15 protein-coding genes and 1 pseudogene are annotated in these 15475 nt (G+C 62.8%); 9 read left to right on the forward strand and 7 right to left on the reverse strand.

The features are described from left to right. Positions 1 to 98: 98 nt before the first annotated feature. Positions 99 to 1469, forward strand: a complete 1371-nt coding sequence (locus tag V1292_RS24635) for a LysM peptidoglycan-binding domain-containing M23 family metallopeptidase (protein WP_334375223.1) — start codon at positions 99 to 101, stop codon at positions 1467 to 1469. Between the two features lie 171 nt (positions 1470 to 1640). Here V1292_RS24635 and V1292_RS24640 read toward each other — a convergent pair whose 3' ends face one another. Next, on the reverse strand, positions 1641 to 2639 hold the full coding sequence (locus V1292_RS24640) for an ATP-binding protein (protein WP_334375224.1): 999 nt from the start codon (positions 2637 to 2639) through the stop codon (positions 1641 to 1643). Between the two features lie 194 nt (positions 2640 to 2833). Here V1292_RS24640 and yajC point away from each other — a divergent pair, with 194 nt between their 5' ends. The 5 genes from yajC to V1292_RS24665 are packed head-to-tail and all read left to right on the forward strand — an operon-like array spanning position 2834 to position 7122. Next, on the forward strand, positions 2834 to 3196 hold the full coding sequence (yajC, locus tag V1292_RS24645) for a preprotein translocase subunit YajC (RefSeq protein WP_057833652.1): 363 nt from the start codon (positions 2834 to 2836) through the stop codon (positions 3194 to 3196). 54 nt (positions 3197 to 3250) lie between these two features. Beyond that, positions 3251 to 4843, forward strand: a complete 1593-nt coding sequence (gene secD, locus V1292_RS24650) for a protein translocase subunit SecD (RefSeq protein ID WP_334375225.1) — start codon at positions 3251 to 3253, stop codon at positions 4841 to 4843. Positions 4844 to 4853: 10 nt separating this feature from the next. Beyond that, positions 4854 to 5876 carry a protein translocase subunit SecF gene (gene secF / locus V1292_RS24655; protein ID WP_334375226.1) on the forward strand — a complete coding sequence of 341 codons (1023 nt, stop codon included), beginning with the start codon at positions 4854 to 4856 and terminating at the stop codon, positions 5874 to 5876. A gap of 2 nt (positions 5877 to 5878) precedes the next feature. Next, complete coding sequence (locus V1292_RS24660) at positions 5879 to 6262, forward strand: Mth938-like domain-containing protein (RefSeq protein WP_334375227.1); 384 nt, start codon at positions 5879 to 5881, stop codon at positions 6260 to 6262. After that, entirely contained in the window at positions 6259 to 7122 is an 864-nt protein-coding gene (locus V1292_RS24665; protein WP_334375229.1) for a phytoene/squalene synthase family protein, read from the forward strand. Before V1292_RS24660 ends, V1292_RS24665 begins: the two co-directional genes overlap by 4 nt. Positions 7123 to 7275: 153 nt before the next feature. Here the strand turns inward: V1292_RS24665 and V1292_RS24670 are convergent, their stop codons facing one another. From V1292_RS24670 to V1292_RS24690, 5 genes and pseudogenes are all read right to left on the reverse strand, one after another. After that, complete coding sequence (locus V1292_RS24670; RefSeq protein WP_334375230.1) at positions 7276 to 8379, reverse strand: serine/threonine protein kinase; 1104 nt, start codon at positions 8377 to 8379, stop codon at positions 7276 to 7278. Positions 8380 to 8383: 4 nt separating this feature from the next. Continuing rightward, a complete protein-coding gene (trmFO, locus tag V1292_RS24675; RefSeq protein WP_334375231.1) occupies positions 8384 to 9817 on the reverse strand; it encodes a methylenetetrahydrofolate--tRNA-(uracil(54)-C(5))-methyltransferase (FADH(2)-oxidizing) TrmFO in 1434 nt (477 codons plus the stop codon). A gap of 132 nt (positions 9818 to 9949) precedes the next feature. Further along, on the reverse strand, positions 9950 to 10102 hold the full coding sequence (locus V1292_RS24680) for a DUF1127 domain-containing protein (protein ID WP_074278622.1): 153 nt from the start codon (positions 10100 to 10102) through the stop codon (positions 9950 to 9952). 482 nt (positions 10103 to 10584) lie between these two features. Further along, the gene (locus V1292_RS24685; protein ID WP_334375232.1) at positions 10585 to 11397 is read right to left on the reverse strand and encodes a lytic murein transglycosylase; all 813 of its coding nucleotides are present in this window, start codon (positions 11395 to 11397) and stop codon (positions 10585 to 10587) included. Positions 11398 to 11606: 209 nt separating this feature from the next. Then, positions 11607 to 12516, reverse strand: a pseudogene (locus V1292_RS24690) (DUF2189 domain-containing protein). 294 nt (positions 12517 to 12810) lie between these two features. Here V1292_RS24690 and V1292_RS24695 point away from each other — a divergent pair. Continuing rightward, a complete protein-coding gene (locus V1292_RS24695) occupies positions 12811 to 13191 on the forward strand; it encodes a DUF3597 domain-containing protein (protein ID WP_334375233.1) in 381 nt (126 codons plus the stop codon). A gap of 156 nt (positions 13192 to 13347) precedes the next feature. Further along, positions 13348 to 14139 (forward strand): fumarylacetoacetate hydrolase family protein, encoded by a 792-nt coding sequence (locus V1292_RS24700; protein WP_334375234.1) that lies wholly within the window; start codon positions 13348 to 13350, stop codon positions 14137 to 14139. Between the two features lie 68 nt (positions 14140 to 14207). Here V1292_RS24700 and V1292_RS24705 read toward each other — a convergent pair whose 3' ends face one another. Beyond that, positions 14208 to 14480 carry a GNAT family N-acetyltransferase gene (locus V1292_RS24705; protein ID WP_334375235.1) on the reverse strand — a complete coding sequence of 91 codons (273 nt, stop codon included), beginning with the start codon at positions 14478 to 14480 and terminating at the stop codon, positions 14208 to 14210. 382 nt (positions 14481 to 14862) lie between these two features. Here V1292_RS24705 and V1292_RS24710 point away from each other — a divergent pair, with 382 nt between their 5' ends. Beyond that, the gene (locus tag V1292_RS24710; protein WP_334375237.1) at positions 14863 to 15264 is read left to right on the forward strand and encodes an SPW repeat protein; all 402 of its coding nucleotides are present in this window, start codon (positions 14863 to 14865) and stop codon (positions 15262 to 15264) included. The last annotated feature ends 211 nt before the right edge of the window (positions 15265 to 15475 follow it).

The raw sequence follows: 15475 nt of genomic DNA on the forward strand, positions 1-15475 counted from the left end.
GGCGGTTCCCGCCAACATCTTATTCCAAGGGTTAAGCGGTTATTTACTCGGGACGTGTTTACTCAAAACAGTATTTTGTTGCGTACGAGTGAGTAACCATGTCCCGTGTCGCCGAGTTGCTTCGCTCGCGTCGGGTGCCGCAGGCCGCGGTGCTGGCGCTGATGTCGGTCGGCTTTGCCGGCTGCAGCGCCGATATGCAGACGCGCTTTTCCGATAGCTCGTTCTCCAATCCCTTTGCCTCTCAGCCCGAAGCGACCGGCTCGGTGCGCGGCCCCGCTGCCGAACGCCGCGAGCTGCCGCAATATGCCCGGCCGCAGGCCTCGACCCCGCAATATCAGTCCCAAGACCTGCCGCCGCCCGCCGTTGCTGCGCCGCAGGCCTATCCCCCCAGCTCGGGCGGGGTGTCCGGAGGAGGGCGCGGGGTTTCGTCCTATGCGCCGCCATCCCGTCCGCCCATCGAGACCACCGCCACGGTGCCGCCGCGCTCGGTGGCCGCCGCGCGCCCATCCGCGCCGGGCGGCACTACGATCATCGTCGGCACCAGCGACACGCTCGACATTCTGGCCAAGCGCTACAACGTTTCAGCCGCTGCGATCCTGCAGGCCAATGGCTACAAGGGCCCGCGCGTGCTGTCGCCCGGCCAGCAACTGATCATTCCGCGCCAGACGGCGACGGCAGCGCCCGCGCCGGCACTCGCACCTGCTGCCAGCAAGCCGGTTGCCGCGGCGGCAGCGCCGACCGTCCATGTCGTCAATCGCGGCGATACGCTGATGAGCATCGCCCGGCGCAATCAGGTTTCGGTCAGCGAACTCGCCAAGGCCAACAATCTCGATCAGTCCGCCAAGCTCAGCCTCGGCATGAAGCTGACCGTGCCCGGTTCGAAATCCGCGGCCGCAGCGCCGGCGGCCCAGCCTGTTGCCGCAGCTCCCGCCCAGCCGGTCGCAGCAGTTGCTGCACCGGCCACCAAGGTTGCCTCGGCCGGTGGTCCGCCGCAGAGTGCGCGGCTGGCACAGGCGACCACCAACGTCACCGAGGAGAAGCCCGTCGTCGAGCAAGCCTCGGTCAAGCCCAGCGAAGCCACCGGCGCGCTGCCGACCTTCCGCTGGCCGGTGCGCGGCAAGGTGATCACGAGCTATGGCGCCAAGACCAACGGCAAGTCGAATGACGGCATCAACCTGGCGGTGCCGGAAGGAACGCCGGTGAAAGCCGCGGAAGATGGCGTGGTCGCCTATTCCGGCAACGAGCTCAAGGGTTACGGCAATCTGGTTCTGGTGCGGCACTCCAACGGTTACGTCACCGCATATGCCCATGCGAGTGAACTGCTGGTGAAGCGCGGCGATACGATCAAGCGCGGCCAGATCATTGCCAAATCGGGTCAATCGGGCGAGGTGGGGTCGCCGCAGCTCCACTTCGAGATCCGCAAGGGATCTTCACCGGTTGACCCGCTTCAATTCCTGAACGGGGCGTGAGGTCTTCGTGTCCCGGACGCGGTGCAGCGGAACGCTGCGCCGCAGAGCCGGGACCCATCGCAGAGCGTGCCGTGAAGTTGGACCCCGGTTCTGCAGCGCACCGCCATAGCGCGTCGAAGACGCGCGTAAACGCGCTGATGGCGCTGCGCAGCGCCCGAGGAACGCAGTCCTTCACGCCTTCCCGGCCAGCCTCACGCCGAGCCTTCCTGCCAATTCCTGCGTGAACTGCCAGGCCACGCGGCCCGAGCGGGAGCCGCGGGTGGTCGACCATTCCAGCGCCTCGCGCTCCAGCTCTTCGTCGGCAATCTTGATGCCGAAATGGCCGCAATAGCCGCGGACCATCGCCAGATATTCGTCCTGGCTACAGCGGTGAAAGCCGAGCCACAGACCAAACCGGTCCGACAGTGACACCTTCTCCTCGACGGCTTCGCCAGGATTGATCGCGGTCGAGCGTTCGTTCTCGATCATCTCGCGCGCCAGGAGATGCCGCCGGTTCGAGGTGGCGTAGAGGATGACGTTGTCGGGGCGTCCCTCGATGCCGCCCTCCAGCACCGCCTTCAGAGATTTGTAGGAGGCGTCGTTGCCGTCGAAGGAGAGGTCGTCGCAGAACACGATGAAGCGGAAATCGGAGCTGCGTAGGAGATCCATCAGGCCGGGCAGGCTCTCGATGTCCTCGCGGTGAATCTCGATCAGCTTCAGCCGGTCGGCCGGCTTGCGGTCGATGTTGATGCTGGCATGAGTTGCCTTCACCAGCGACGACTTGCCCATGCCGCGCGCGCCCCACAGCAGTGCATTGTTGGCGGGCAGGCCGTCGGCAAAACGCTCGGTATTTTCGATCAGGATGTCGCGCATCCGGTCGATGCCCTTGAGCAGGCCGAGGTCGACGCGGCTGACGCGCGGTACCGGCGAAAGGCGCCCTTCCGGATGCCAGACAAAGGCATCGGCCGAGCCGAACGCCTCGGGGCCTCCCGCCGCCGGAGAGGCCGCGGAAAGATGGCCGGCGATCGCCTCCAGCGCGATGGCGATCCGCTCGGCGGCGGCGCCGTTAAGCGTGTTTGCCGGACCTTTTGTCGCGGTTTTCCCATGCCCTCGCGAGGCGGCCTTGGGGGCGGCGCGGGACGCTGTTTGCGCCGCAGTTTTGGCCGCAGTTTTCTTGGCTTTTTTCGACATTTCCCGAGTTCCTGACGGCGCAGCCTTAACGGGCCTTGGAAGCTCTCGCAAGCGGCCTAAATGAGGGGGCGGCCAACGTTGCAATTGGGCCCGCCGCCGCTATAGTCCGCGCAAATTTACCCGGACCGGCGACATGCCCAGGATGCTGTGCCCAGGCATGGCCGGTTCTTTTCCGTCTCACGAGGATTGTTCGAATGCTGATTACCCCTGCGTACGCCCAGGCTGCAGCCGGTGGCGATGCCAACAGCATGTTGATGTCGCTGCTGCCGTTCGCACTGATCTTCGTGATCATGTACTTCCTGATTCTGCGACCGCAGCAGAAGAAGATCAAGGATCACCAGGAACTGGTCAAAAACATCCGCCGCGGCGACACCGTTGTCACCTCGGGCGGCCTGGTCGGCAAGGTGACCAAGGTGGTGGACGACGACCAGATCGAGTTCGAAATTTCGGACGGCGTCCGCGTGCGGCAGATGCGGCAGATGATTTCGGGCGTCCGCGCCAAGGGCGAACCGGCCAAGGAAAAGAGTGAGGCCAAGGACGAGTCGTCCGCGAGCTGAGTTTTGCGCGCCGCTCGTCGCGGCGCATTTTCCTGGATGTGACGGGTCTACTCGATGCTGTATTTCTCGCGGTGGAAGGCGCTGGCGATCATTCTGACCGCGCTGATCGTCTGCCTGTTCGCGGTTCCGAACTTTTTTTCCCAGGAGCGGGTGAAGACCTGGCCGGTGTGGGCGCAGCGTCACATCGTGCTCGGTCTCGATCTGCAGGGCGGTTCGTACCTGCTGCTTGAAGTCGACGCCAATTACGTGAAGAAGCAGAGACTCGACCAGGTCCGCGACGACGCTCGGCGGGTGCTGCGCGACGCCAAGATAAACTACACCGGTCTAAACGTTCGCAATGATGCCGTCGAGATCCGCATCACGAAGGACACTGACCTGCCTACGGCGCTGTCCAAGCTGCGCGAGTTGTCGCAGCCGCTCGGGGGGCTGCTCGGATCCAGCGGCCAGCGCAGCCTCGAAGTGGCCGATGCCGGCGGCGGGCTGCTGCGGCTTACGGTGCCGCAGGCCGCGATCACCGATCTTCTCCGCCGGACCATCGAGCAATCGATTCAGATCGTGGAGCGGCGCGTCAACGAGCTCGGCACGGTCGAGCCGCTTATCCAACGTCAGGGCACCGACCGAATTCTGGTGCAAGTACCCGGCCTGCAGGACCCGACGCGCCTGAAGGAACTGCTGGGCAAGACCGCCAAGATGGAATTCCGCATGGTCGATACGACTGTGTCGCCAGACCAGGGTCGCGTGCCTCCGGAATCAGAAGTGCTGATGAGCGCATCGTCGCCAAAAACCCCTTACGTCATCAAGCGACAGGTGCTGGTGTCGGGCGGCGATCTCACCGACGCGCAGCCCGGATTTGACCAGCGCACCAACGAGCCGATCGTAAGCTTCCGCTTCAACACGTCAGGTGCACGCAAATTCGCCCAGGCGACCACGGAAAATGTCGGCTTGCCGTTTGCGATCGTGCTCGACAACGAGGTGATCTCGGCACCTGTGATTCGTGAGCCGATCACCGGTGGTTCCGGCCAGATTTCCGGCAGCTTCACCGTGCAGGCCGCCAACGATTTGGCGGTTCTGTTGCGTGCAGGCGCGTTGCCGGCGCCGCTCACTGTCGTTGAAGAGCGTACGGTGGGCCCGGGCCTCGGCCAGGACTCGATCGAGAAGGGTAAACTGGCGGCCTATATCGGCTCCATCATGGTCATCGCGTTCATGCTGGTGACCTATCGGCTGTTCGGCGTGTTCGCCAATATCGCGGTCGCCATCAATGTTGTGATGATCTTCGGCATCCTGTCGCTGCTCAACGCCACCCTGACACTGCCCGGCATTGCCGGTGTCGTGTTGACAGTCGGTATTGCGGTCGACTCCAACGTTCTGATTTATGAGCGCATCCGCGAGGAATTGCGCGGCGGGCGCAACGCGATTTCGGCGATCGACGCGGGATTCCGACGCGCATTGGCGACAATTCTGGACTCCAACATCACTACCTTCATCGCCGCTGCGGTGCTGTTCTACATCGGCACCGGCCCGGTTCGCGGCTTCGCCGTCACGCTCGGCATCGGCATTATCACCACGGTCTTTACAGCGTTTACGCTCACCAGCCTGATCGTTGCCGGCTGGGTATGGTGGAAGCGGCCGAAGACTGTGCCGATCTAGGAACCCCACCGTGACTCAATACGTTCTCATTGCGCTGGGCGTTCTGGTCGTCGTACTGACCATCGTCGCCATCTTCGATCTGTTGCCGCCGCTGCGCATCGTCCCTGACGATACGCACTTCGATTTCACGCGCTTTCGCCGCATCAGCTTTCCCATTTCGGCCGCGCTTTCGATTCTCGCGATCGTGCTGTTCTTCACCCACGGGCTGAATTTCGGCATCGACTTCCGTGGCGGTACGCTCCTTGAAGTGCAGAACAAGTCTGGTCCCGCCGACATCGGCGCGATGCGTGCGACTTTGAGCGCGCTCGGGCTCGGCGAGGTCCAGTTGCAGCAATTCGGCGGTCCGGCCGATGTGCTGATCCGCGTGGCCGAGCAACCGGGCGGCGACGCCGCGCAGCAGGCTGCCGTGCAGAAGGTTCGCGGCGCGCTCGGCGATAGCGTCGAATACCGCCGCGTCGAAGTGGTGGGACCGCGCGTTTCCGGCGAACTGCTGGCTTATGGCATGCTTGGCCTGATGCTCGCGATTGTCGGCATCCTGATCTATCTCTGGTTCCGGTTCGAGTGGCAGTTCGCGCTCGGCGCCATGATCGCCAACGTCCACGATATCGTGCTGACGATCGGCTTCATGTCGATCTCGCAGGTCGATTTCGACCTCACCAGTATCGCAGCGCTATTGACGATCCTCGGCTACTCCCTGAACGACACCGTCGTGATCTATGACCGCATCCGGGAAATGCTGCGGCGCTACAAGAAAATGCCGATGCCGCAGCTTTTGAACGAATCCATCAATTCGACACTGTCGCGCTCGATCATCACCCACGTCACGGTGACGCTGGCGTTGCTGGCGCTGTTGTTGTTCGGAGGTCACGCGATCCACAGCTTTACGGCCGTCATGGTGTTCGGCGCGCTGCTGGTCGGCACCTATACCTCGATCTTCATTGCCGCGCCGATCCTGATCTATCTCGGCGTTGGTGAGCACCGCGAGGCGCCGGATACACCTGCGAAGAAACCGGATACGCCGGCAAAGAAATAGTCATGGCAACATCCTCGGACGCTCCGCATCTTCCGAGGCCGGCACCGATCGAAGCCTACGGCAAGGGCGGCTTCGCTTTCGCCGACATGTCGCATCGCGGCTCGCTGCTGTGCCTGCCTGACGGCATCTGGGCCTGGCCAGTGACGAAGCCTACCGAGATCGATCAATATTCGCTGGACCGCGTGTTCAAGGCGGCCAATTCCATCGATACGCTGATCGTCGGCACCGGCGCCGAAATCTGGCTGCCCCCGCGCGGGCTGCGCGAGGCGCTGCGTGCGGTCAGGGTGGTGCTGGACCCGATGCAGACGGGGCCGGCGATCCGCACCTACAACATCATGCTGGGCGAACGGCGGCGCGTCGCAGCGGCGCTGATCGCCGTGCCATGAGCGCCGCGGTGACGTCAAAAGACTCCGCTGCGTTCTGCGCCGATCTGGTGCGCACGCACGATTTTGTCCGCTATGCCTCGACGCTGTTCCTGCCTCAGGTCCAGCGCCGCGCACTGCTGTCGATCTATGCCTTCAACGTCGAGATTTTTCGCGTGCGCGAGCAGGTCAGTCAGCCGTTGCCGGGCGAAATCCGGCTGCAATGGTGGACCGACATGCTGGAAGGCGCCGGCCACGGCGGCGTCGAGGGCAATCCGGTCGCAGCCGAACTCCTGCAGACGATCGGCGAATTCCGCCTGCCGATCGAGCCGCTGTCGCGGCTGATCGAGGAGCATCAGTTCGATCTCTACAACGATCCGATGCCGTCGATGGCGGCGCTGGAAGGCTATGTCACCGACACCTCGTCGGCGCTGTTCTCGCTGGCTGCGTGGACTGCGGCACAGCCGTCGGTGGCCATCGACCATCTCTCCCGCCATGCGGGTCTCGCCCAGGGCATGGCGCAGGTGATCGCAGCGCTGCCGCTCGATGCCGCACGGCGGCAGTTGTTCGTGCCACTGCAACTGCTGCAGCAACATGGCAGCGGGATGGAGCAGGTCTTTTCGGGCAAGCAGACGCCGCAGGCGCGTGCCGCGATCGATCAGTTGATCGGGGAAGCCCGAAACCATCTCGGGACGGCGTTCGAACTGCTCGCGCATGTGCCGCCGCAGGTGCGACTGGTATTCCTGCCGCTGGCGCTGGTCCGCCGCGATCTGAAGAGAATGTCGCGAGCCGACGCCGATCCGTTCGTGCCGCATGCAACGTCACGACTCCGGACGCTGTGGACGCTCTGGCGCGCCTCGCGCTCGCGGGAGTTTGGCGGGTAAGAGGGCGTTCCTGGCGTTCCCCGGACGCTGCGCAGCGCGTCGCACTTGCGACGTGGTGCGCTGCTGATCCGGGGTCCATCATTGCCGCCAAAGTGGGTCCCGGTTCTGCGATGCAGCGCGAAGTGCGCTGCATCGCGCCCGGGACACGAGCAATCAGTTCGATTGCGAATTCAACTCGCTACTCTCAAAATTGAACCGATCGCGCAGATTCTTGCGGCTCTCCAGAATGTCCTTCAGGAACGCGCGGTCGGTATCGCTCGTGATCAGCGGCTCGATTAGGTCGACCTGATTCATCGCGACGAGCTGCAGGATCTCGGTGCGCGGCTTGCCGGCGGCGTCGCGCGGCAAGGCGTGCACCACCTGGATATGCTCCGGCGGCCTGATGCCCTTGGCTGATGCGAGCTCGCTGCGCAATTGCTTTTCCAGCGCGACCTCGTCGGCCTCGACGAAGGCATACAGCCCGACACCGGTACGGCGGTCGGCGAACGCTACGATGGCGGTATCGCGCACCTCAGGATTTTTCCTGATCAGGGCGTTCAGCACCGGCGCGTCGTTGACCAGCCGGCGGCCGCCGCCTTCGCGATCGGTGAAGTTGAACAGGCCGCGGGTGATGGCCTGATAGACCTTCTTGCCGGTCTTGAGCCAGATGCTGGCGACAAAGGATTTGCGTGCCAGGATCTTGCGCTCCATCGGCGTCAGCGCCGCCGGCGCATAGCTGCGCTTGTGCTTCAGCATATGCCGCAGATCCTCGTAGGCCGCGATCCGGAATAATCGGCTGCGGGACTTGAAGCACGCCGCGAGTTGAAAATCGGTGAGGTAGGCGCGGCCATCGCGGCCGACCAGCCAGTTCTGCTCCTTGGCGAGATCGTTGTGGCAGATGCCGGCGCGGTGCAGCTTGCGCAGGGCGAGTTTGGCGGAACGGAAATAGGCGAGGTCGCCATGGGGCTTTGCCAGATGCAGCGCGACGCCGTCGATGAAGCCGCGCACCAGTGCCTGCCGACCGGCCCATAGCAGTCTCGGGCCGACGTCGAGATCGCGCGCCAGTGCCAGCGCGCGGCGCTCGCGGACGAACAGATGTCGGGCGAGCGGATAGGACCATAGCGGCACCTGGTCGAGCCGGCGCAGCACGGCATCGACCTCGCCGCTATCCTCGCGAAACCGGCCGCGTTCGACGGTGGAAAACACGTCACGCTTGAGCAGCACGCCTTCAATCCATCGCGCCGACAGCGTAGCGGCGTCATCCTTCGGCAAGCCCATGGGATTATGCCGCCGCCGCTACGCGCAGATGATCAGCGATCCAGCGATCGAGATCGGTCAGCGCACGGGCACTGAGCGCCTGCTTCTTGGCTACCGTCTTCTCATTGCCGCGCAGCCTGCTGCCATCGGCCTTCTTGGTCGGCACGTTGGCAAGCGGGGGAAACAGGCCGAAATTGATGTTCATCGGCTGGAACGAGCGTGTTCCGGCCTCGATCGTTTCGATGTGGCCGCCGGTGATATGGCCGAGCAGCGAGCCCAGCGCCGTGGTCGCAGGCGGCGGTTCGAGCGACTGTCCTCGCGCATTGGCCGCAGCGTAGAGACCTGCGATCAGGCCGATGCTGGCGGATTCCACATAGCCCTCGCAGCCGGTCATCTGTCCGGCAAAGCGCAGGCGTGGCTGCGCGCGCAGCCGCAATTGCCCATCCAGGAGCTTTGGCGAGTTCAGGAAGGTGTTGCGATGCAGGCCGCCGAGCCGCGCGAATTCGGCGTTCTCGAGCCCCGGAATGGTGCGGAACACGCGCTGCTGCGCGCCGTAGTTCAGCTTGGTCTGGAAGCCGACCATGTTGTAGAGCGTGCCGAGCTTGTTGTCCTGCCGTAGTTGCACGATGGCATAGGGTTTGACTGTCGGGTTGTGCGGGTTGGTCAATCCGACCGGCTTCATCGGTCCGTGCCGCAGCGTCTCATGGCCGCGCTCGGCCATCACCTCGACCGGCAGGCAGCCGTCGAAATAGGGTGTATTGGTTTCCCAGTCCTTGAAATCCACCTTCTCGCCAGCGAGCAATGCCGCGACGAAGGCGTCGTATTGCTCCTTCGTCATCGGGCAGTTGATGTAATCGGCGCCGGTGCCGCCGGGCCCGACCTTATCGTAGCGCGACTGAAACCACGCTACCGACATGTCGATGGAGTCCTTGTGCACGATCGGCGCGATCGCATCGAAGAATGCCAGCGCGTTCTCGTCGGTGAGTTCGCGAATGGCCTCCGCCAGCGACGCGGAGGTGAGGGGGCCGGTCGCGACGATCACGTTGCCCCATTCGGCCGGTGGTAGGCCGGCAATTTCGGTGCGGTCGATCTCGATCAGGGGGTGATCGTGCAGGGCTTTGGTGACGGCGGCGGAAAACCCGTCGCGGTCGACCGCCAGCGCCCCGCCCGCGGGCACCTGGTTGGCGTCGGCGGAGCGCATGATCAGCGAGCGAAGCCGGCGCATCTCGGCGTGCAGCAGGCCCACGGCGTTGTTGGCGGCATCGTCCGAGCGGAACGAGTTGGAGCAGACGAGTTCGGCCAAGCCCTCGGTGCGGTGCGCCTCGGTCATTCGCGAGGGGCGCATCTCATGCAGGACCACGCGAACGCCCGCATTGGCGATCTGCCAGGCTGCTTCCGAGCCGGCGAGGCCGCCGCCAATCACATGGACGGTGTCAGTTTGGGGAGTGTTGGAAATCATGCGCGCAGGGTTAGCGCGTTTTCGCGCCTGGCGCACCTACGAAGCGCTTCCAAGCGAAGCCTGGTCCGGTGCAAACGACAACGCCCGCAGCGGGGCGGGCGTTATCCGTTCATCCAGGCGGCTGAGCAATGATCAGCCGTTATAGTTTCCGGCGGCAACGCGCGGAATGTCCGAACGATCAAGGCCGATATCGGCCAGTTCCCGATCGCTGAGCTGGGACAGTTCGCTGACATTGCGCTGATAATCCCGGAAAGCCTGGATCATGCGGATGAGCGAGAGCAACATGGTAGTCTCCTTGCAGTTACGATTCAGCGCTTGGAGGACGGCTTCATCGTTGAAATGAATATAGCTCGGTTTTTTGCAGTGCAGAACTTCTTATGTTGCGATGCAGCTAATCCTAGAATGCATAGCGACGGTAACGGCCGCTTAACGAGTCGACGTGGTGGCGGATTAGCCGGCGGAAGCGCGGTGGGCGTGCGCCGAACATGTAAAGTAATGCCGTAGAATTGCGGGTTTTTCGTAATCGTCAGATTAATCCTTAGCTGGCGGCCAAGGAGGTTGGAAACCAGTTTGAGGGCTTTCAAGGGCCGGCAAAACGCGCCGCAAATAGCGAGGCCTCTAAAATTTCCTTATGCGCGAATCGCATGCCGATTGAGTAATAAAATGAATATATATTCACTATTACGGTGGGCAGATATAATAGGGTCGCCGCAAATGGCAGCTTTGGTGAATAGGCCGACCCGCAAGGGCGGTTCTCTGAGTTCGTGTTAGGGCGCCCGCGAAAGCTGTGTCGCGAAATAGCCGATGGTCTTTGCGTAGACCTCGCTCTTATTCCACTCCTTGATCGCAGCGAAATTGGCGCCGCCAGGTTCCCAGTCCTTGCCGCGCTGCCAGCCATGGTTGGCGAGGAAATTGGCGGTCGAGGCGAGCACGTCGGGCGGGCTGCGCAGGAGGTCGCGGCGGCCGTTGCCGTCGAAGTCGACCGCGAACTTGATGTAGGACGACGGCATGAACTGGGTCTGGCCGATTTCGCCGGCCCAGGCGCCGCGCATTTCCTGCGGCGCGATATCGCCGCGTTCAACGATGCGTAGTGCGTCCATCAACTCGGCCTTGAACATGTCGGTGCGGCGGCAATCATAAGCCAGCGTCGCCAGCGAGCGCAGCGTCGGGAATTTTCCGATGTTTACGCCGTAATCGGTTTCCAGGCCCCAGATCGCCACCAGCACTTCGCCGGGCACGCCATACGCTTGTTCGATGCGCCCGAGCACCGAGCCGTATTGCTTGAGCATGTTGGAGCCACGCGTCAGCCGGGGCGGGACCATGCGGCCGGAGAATTCCTCAAAACTCTGGCTGAAGACCTTTTGCGATTGGTCGCGGGCCAGCACGCTCTTGTCGAGCGTGACGCCGGTCAAGCCAGCCTGGATGGCGGACGCCGATATTCCCTTGGAGGCCGCTTCCTTTTTGAAGTCTTCCAGCCATGTTTCGAACGGGCCCGTGCCGCAGGGCGCCGCGAGCGCGGCCGCCGAGGTCAGTAACAGCGCGCCCAAGGTCAGGGCGCGCAGGGAAAGGCGAGAGATCATCGTGCCGTTCGCTCCACGATCGATGCGTCTTCGGATTAGTGTCGACGCCACGCCGAATGTTCGAAGCAAGGTCGGCCAAAACAAGGCTTATGTAGGTGCGCGGAATGCTATTCCGTTGAACGTGCTCAATTCATCGTTAGTGAGAGGTGAACAATCAAACCGCCGGTCGGGTTCGACTGGCGGTTTGATTGATCAGGTTCCGTGCAGGCCTATAGGTTATCCCTGCGCCGCCAGGGGAACAGATTGGCCGGGAAATCGGCAGCAGGCTTGCGTTCGCGGTGCGCGCGGGGCGGGAGCGGCTGCGGGTTGAGTTCCGGCTCGATCGTCTCCCGATAGAGATGCCAGGTCGCGTGCCCGAGCAGCGGGATGACGACGGCAAGGCCGAGGAAGAACGGCAACGTTCCCGCGACCAGCAGCACAGCGACGATCAAGCCCCAGACAGCCATCGGTACCGGATTGTGCGCGACCGCGCGCAGCGAGGTCACCATCGCATCGGCAGCGCCGGCATGACGGTCCAGCATCAGCGGGAACGAGACCACGCTGATGCAGAGCGCGACGAGGGCAAACAGGAAGCCGACGCCGCAGCCAACCACGATTAGCCACCAGCCTTGTGGTGTCGTCAGCACGCGCGTCGCGAAATCGGAAAAGCCGGTCGCTCCCTCATAGCCGAACGCCGCGATGTAGATCGCCTGCGCGGTCGCCACCCAGGTCACGAAAAGTGCCAGCAGCAGCACGCCGAGTCCGAGCATCGCGCCGAACGACGGCGAGCGTACTACCTCGAGCGCATCCCAAGCGGTCGCCGGTTCACGGCGTTCGCGACGGCGGCTCATCTCGTAGAGGCCGAGCGCCGCGAATGGGCCAATCAGGGCGAAGCCGGCGGCCAGCGGAAACAACAGCGGTATGACAGAATAGCCGAGAACGGCGCGTGCCAGCACCAATCCGAGAACGGGAGATCACGCACAGGAGGATGGCGTGGCTTGGTACCGCCTTGAAATCTTCCCAGCCGCGTCGCAGCGCACGGCCAAGTTCGGCGAAGCCGATGGTTCGGATGACTGGCGCGGCAGCGGTATCCGGTGCGCGCTGCGCCATCGATGTGGCATTGCCGTGATAGGTGGCCATGGTCGCTGTCTCCCTCGCGGTCGCATTGTGCGCCAATCGAAAGACGCACAAGCGCCGTTTCATAAAACGATCACGATCAGGCCAGACGCGAAGACAGAAGTGGAACTGGCCGTGTCGCGAACTGTCGAGATAGGATACTTCCAAACAGCAACAAACGCACTCACGCATAGGTGAATGTTTCATTGGCAAGCTTCCCTTGGGTGGCTAGACTTGCGACCGATCCCGGCGTGGTGCTGCCGGTCAAACAGTGCCGCCAAAGACTCACCCCATCCTCAAGTCATTGGGAGCAAAACGATGAGCATTTTCGGAAAAATCATGAGCGCGATCTTCGGCACCAAGGCAGACGCTGCGCCGGCTGGCGGCGGCGCGGCCGCGGGGGCCGAGTCATCCAGTGCGGCCGCTGCACCGGCCGCTGCGACCGTCGACGTCGCGCCGATCCTCGATCAGGCGGTGAAGGCCAAGGGTGAAAAGCTGGAGTGGCGTACCTCGATCGTCGATCTGATGAAGGCGCTCGACATCGATTCCAGTTTCGCCGCGCGCAAGGAGCTCGCGAAAGAACTCGGCTACACCGGGGACAGCAACGATTCCGCCAGCATGAACATCTGGCTGCACAAGCAGGTCATGGCCAAGCTGGCCGCCAATGGTGGCAAGCTGCCGCCTGATATCAAGCACTGACGCTTCGCTCGGTCCTGACATGCGAAGGTCCGCGCCGACGCGGGCCTTCTTTTTTGGTGCGATTGCAACGCAGCAACGCGCAAACGGTATCTACTTAGCGGAGAAAACGCTGTAGATGCAGGCGAAAAGAAGACTCATAAAACAAGGAGGATGCCAATGAGCAATGTTGATCGCAGGACCATTCTGGCCACGGGCGCGCTGGCGCTGGCGGGTACAGCGGCGCAAGGGGGCACGGCCGCAGCGCAGGCCGGTCCGAAATCGATTTTTCCGGTTGGCACGACGACCATACCCATCGTCGGCGAGACCGATGTTTTTCCGGTGCGGCGGATCTATTGCATTGGGCGTAACTATGCCGCGCATGCCCGCGAAATGGGCTCGGATCCTAATCGCGAGCCGCCGTTCTTCTTTCAAAAGCCGACCGACGCGATCCAGAATGTCGCCATCGGTACGGTTGGCGACCATCCGTATCCGTTGCTGACCAAGAACTATCATTACGAGGTCGAGCTGGTGGCGGCGCTGAAATCGGGCGGCACCAAGATCCCCCTGGAGCAGGCGCTCGATCATGTCTACGGCTATGCGTTAGGCCTCGACATGACGCGGCGCGATCTGCAGCGGGCAATGGGCGACGAGAAGAAGCCATGGGAAATCGGCAAGAGTTTTGATCGCTCCGCGGTGCTCGGGCCGATTCATCCAGCCACGAAGATCGGCCATTTTACCAAGGGCGCGATCTCGCTGGCGGTGAATGGTACCGTCAAGCAAAACTCCGATCTGCGGAATATGATCTGGAACGTGGCGGAGCAAATCGCCAAGCTTTCGGAAGCTTTCGAACTCAAGGCGGGTGACATCATCTATTCGGGCACGCCGGAAAATGTCGGTCCCGTCGTGAAGGGCGACGTTATCCTGTGCAAGCTCGAGGGCCTGCCGGATATGTCGATCCGGATTACGTGAGAGTGCCACCTATCGCCGTCGCCCCTGCGTTTCGCAGGGACGACGGTGGTTTGCGAAGCTGCGTTGGCTCACCCCGTCAGATCGGCGAATTCCGGATTTCTGCGCAGATAATCCACGACAAAGCCGCAGCCGGCGATGACCTTGCGTCCATCGGCGCGGATCAGTTCGAGCGCGCCTCTGATCAGCTTGGAAGCGACGCCGCGGCCGCGCAGGGCGCGTGGCGTTTCGGTATGGGTGATGATGACCGCCGCCGGCGTGACGCGATAATTCGCAAATGCCACGGCGCCATCGATATCGAGTTCGAAGCGGTTTTGAGCCTTGTTGTCGCGGACGGCGGCCATGCAACGATTCCCGGATGATTCGCCGTTTGATTTAGAGACATGAACCCGCCGATGCAAACCGGCGACGAACGGACAACTGCCTTGCTGATATGCTGTCTTGAGCCTTGACCCCTGCATTGCTGGGCACCGCGGCGATATCGTCGCAACCGACCACCTCAACGAGCGTGCTGGCGCAAGCGCGAGAGCGCGCAGCGGCTCGGTGCAGCGCAATAAGAACGCGCACACGCATGGGAACTTTGCCGGCGAGGCCTTGCAACCGTGGGTGAGGTTCCTACGTCTTTGGGATGACATACGCTGCTGAGGCGGCCGGGTCTGGGTTCGATATCGGAAATGTTGTGATCGCGGCCGCCGACGTATGCCTCTTTTCAAGGGGAGGTCTACAATGTCGGGCTTTGGTTTCATCAGCAAGCATCGCACGTGGGAAGATTGGTTCGGCATGCTGCTTGGCGTGCTGATCGTGGTATCGCCGTGGTTTCCGTTCTCCAGCCACGACGTGATGGACGCCGAACGTAGCACCATGATCCTCAATACGTTCGTGATCGGTATGCTGGTCTTCGGTCTGGCCCAGCTCGAATATGTCGCACTGCAGCGCTGGGAGGAGGTAGGCGAGATCGCGCTCGGCCTCTGGCTGGCCGCTTCGCCCTTCATCTTCGGCTATGCCGGTGACGACATGCTTCGGGCCTGGCACGTCGCCCTCGGTGGGATCGTCGTCCTGCTGGGCGCGCTTCAGCTCTGGCAGGACTGGCGCTTGAGCGAGCAGGAACTGGCCAACCATCCGCAGTAAATTCTGGAGAGCCCGTCGGCTCCACACATGGCTGGCGGGCTCTCGATTCAATTCTAATACTTGAATGAGACGATAAGCGGGGCGCGGACGGCACCCTTGATGTCGGTCGATCTTCCATTGGCCGACGAAAATCATTTGCGCGAGCTTGTGGACGCGAACGCGTGGCTGGATCATGGTAACGTCGGCCCGCTGGCGGGGAGACTATCATGGC

The organism is Bradyrhizobium sp. AZCC 1719 (genome assembly GCF_036924525.1).
In the GTDB taxonomy this organism is placed as follows: domain Bacteria; phylum Pseudomonadota; class Alphaproteobacteria; order Rhizobiales; family Xanthobacteraceae; genus Bradyrhizobium.

Coding starts and splice junctions, on each gene's coding strand:
- V1292_RS24635 (WP_334375223.1), top strand. CDS start 99: ATGTCCCGTGTCGCCGAGTTGCTTCGCTCGCGTCGGGTGCCGCAGGCC.
- V1292_RS24640 (WP_334375224.1), bottom strand. CDS start 2,639: ATGTCGAAAAAAGCCAAGAAAACTGCGGCCAAAACTGCGGCGCAAACA.
- yajC (WP_057833652.1), top strand. CDS start 2,834: ATGCTGATTACCCCTGCGTACGCCCAGGCTGCAGCCGGTGGCGATGCC.
- secD (WP_334375225.1), top strand. CDS start 3,251: ATGCTGTATTTCTCGCGGTGGAAGGCGCTGGCGATCATTCTGACCGCG.
- V1292_RS24660 (WP_334375227.1), top strand. CDS start 5,879: ATGGCAACATCCTCGGACGCTCCGCATCTTCCGAGGCCGGCACCGATC.
- V1292_RS24665 (WP_334375229.1), top strand. CDS start 6,259: ATGAGCGCCGCGGTGACGTCAAAAGACTCCGCTGCGTTCTGCGCCGAT.
- V1292_RS24670 (WP_334375230.1), bottom strand. CDS start 8,379: ATGGGCTTGCCGAAGGATGACGCCGCTACGCTGTCGGCGCGATGGATT.
- trmFO (WP_334375231.1), bottom strand. CDS start 9,817: ATGATTTCCAACACTCCCCAAACTGACACCGTCCATGTGATTGGCGGC.
- V1292_RS24680 (WP_074278622.1), bottom strand. CDS start 10,102: ATGTTGCTCTCGCTCATCCGCATGATCCAGGCTTTCCGGGATTATCAG.
- V1292_RS24685 (WP_334375232.1), bottom strand. CDS start 11,397: ATGATCTCTCGCCTTTCCCTGCGCGCCCTGACCTTGGGCGCGCTGTTA.
- V1292_RS24695 (WP_334375233.1), top strand. CDS start 12,811: ATGAGCATTTTCGGAAAAATCATGAGCGCGATCTTCGGCACCAAGGCA.
- V1292_RS24700 (WP_334375234.1), top strand. CDS start 13,348: ATGAGCAATGTTGATCGCAGGACCATTCTGGCCACGGGCGCGCTGGCG.
- V1292_RS24705 (WP_334375235.1), bottom strand. CDS start 14,480: ATGGCCGCCGTCCGCGACAACAAGGCTCAAAACCGCTTCGAACTCGAT.
- V1292_RS24710 (WP_334375237.1), top strand. CDS start 14,863: ATGTCGGGCTTTGGTTTCATCAGCAAGCATCGCACGTGGGAAGATTGG.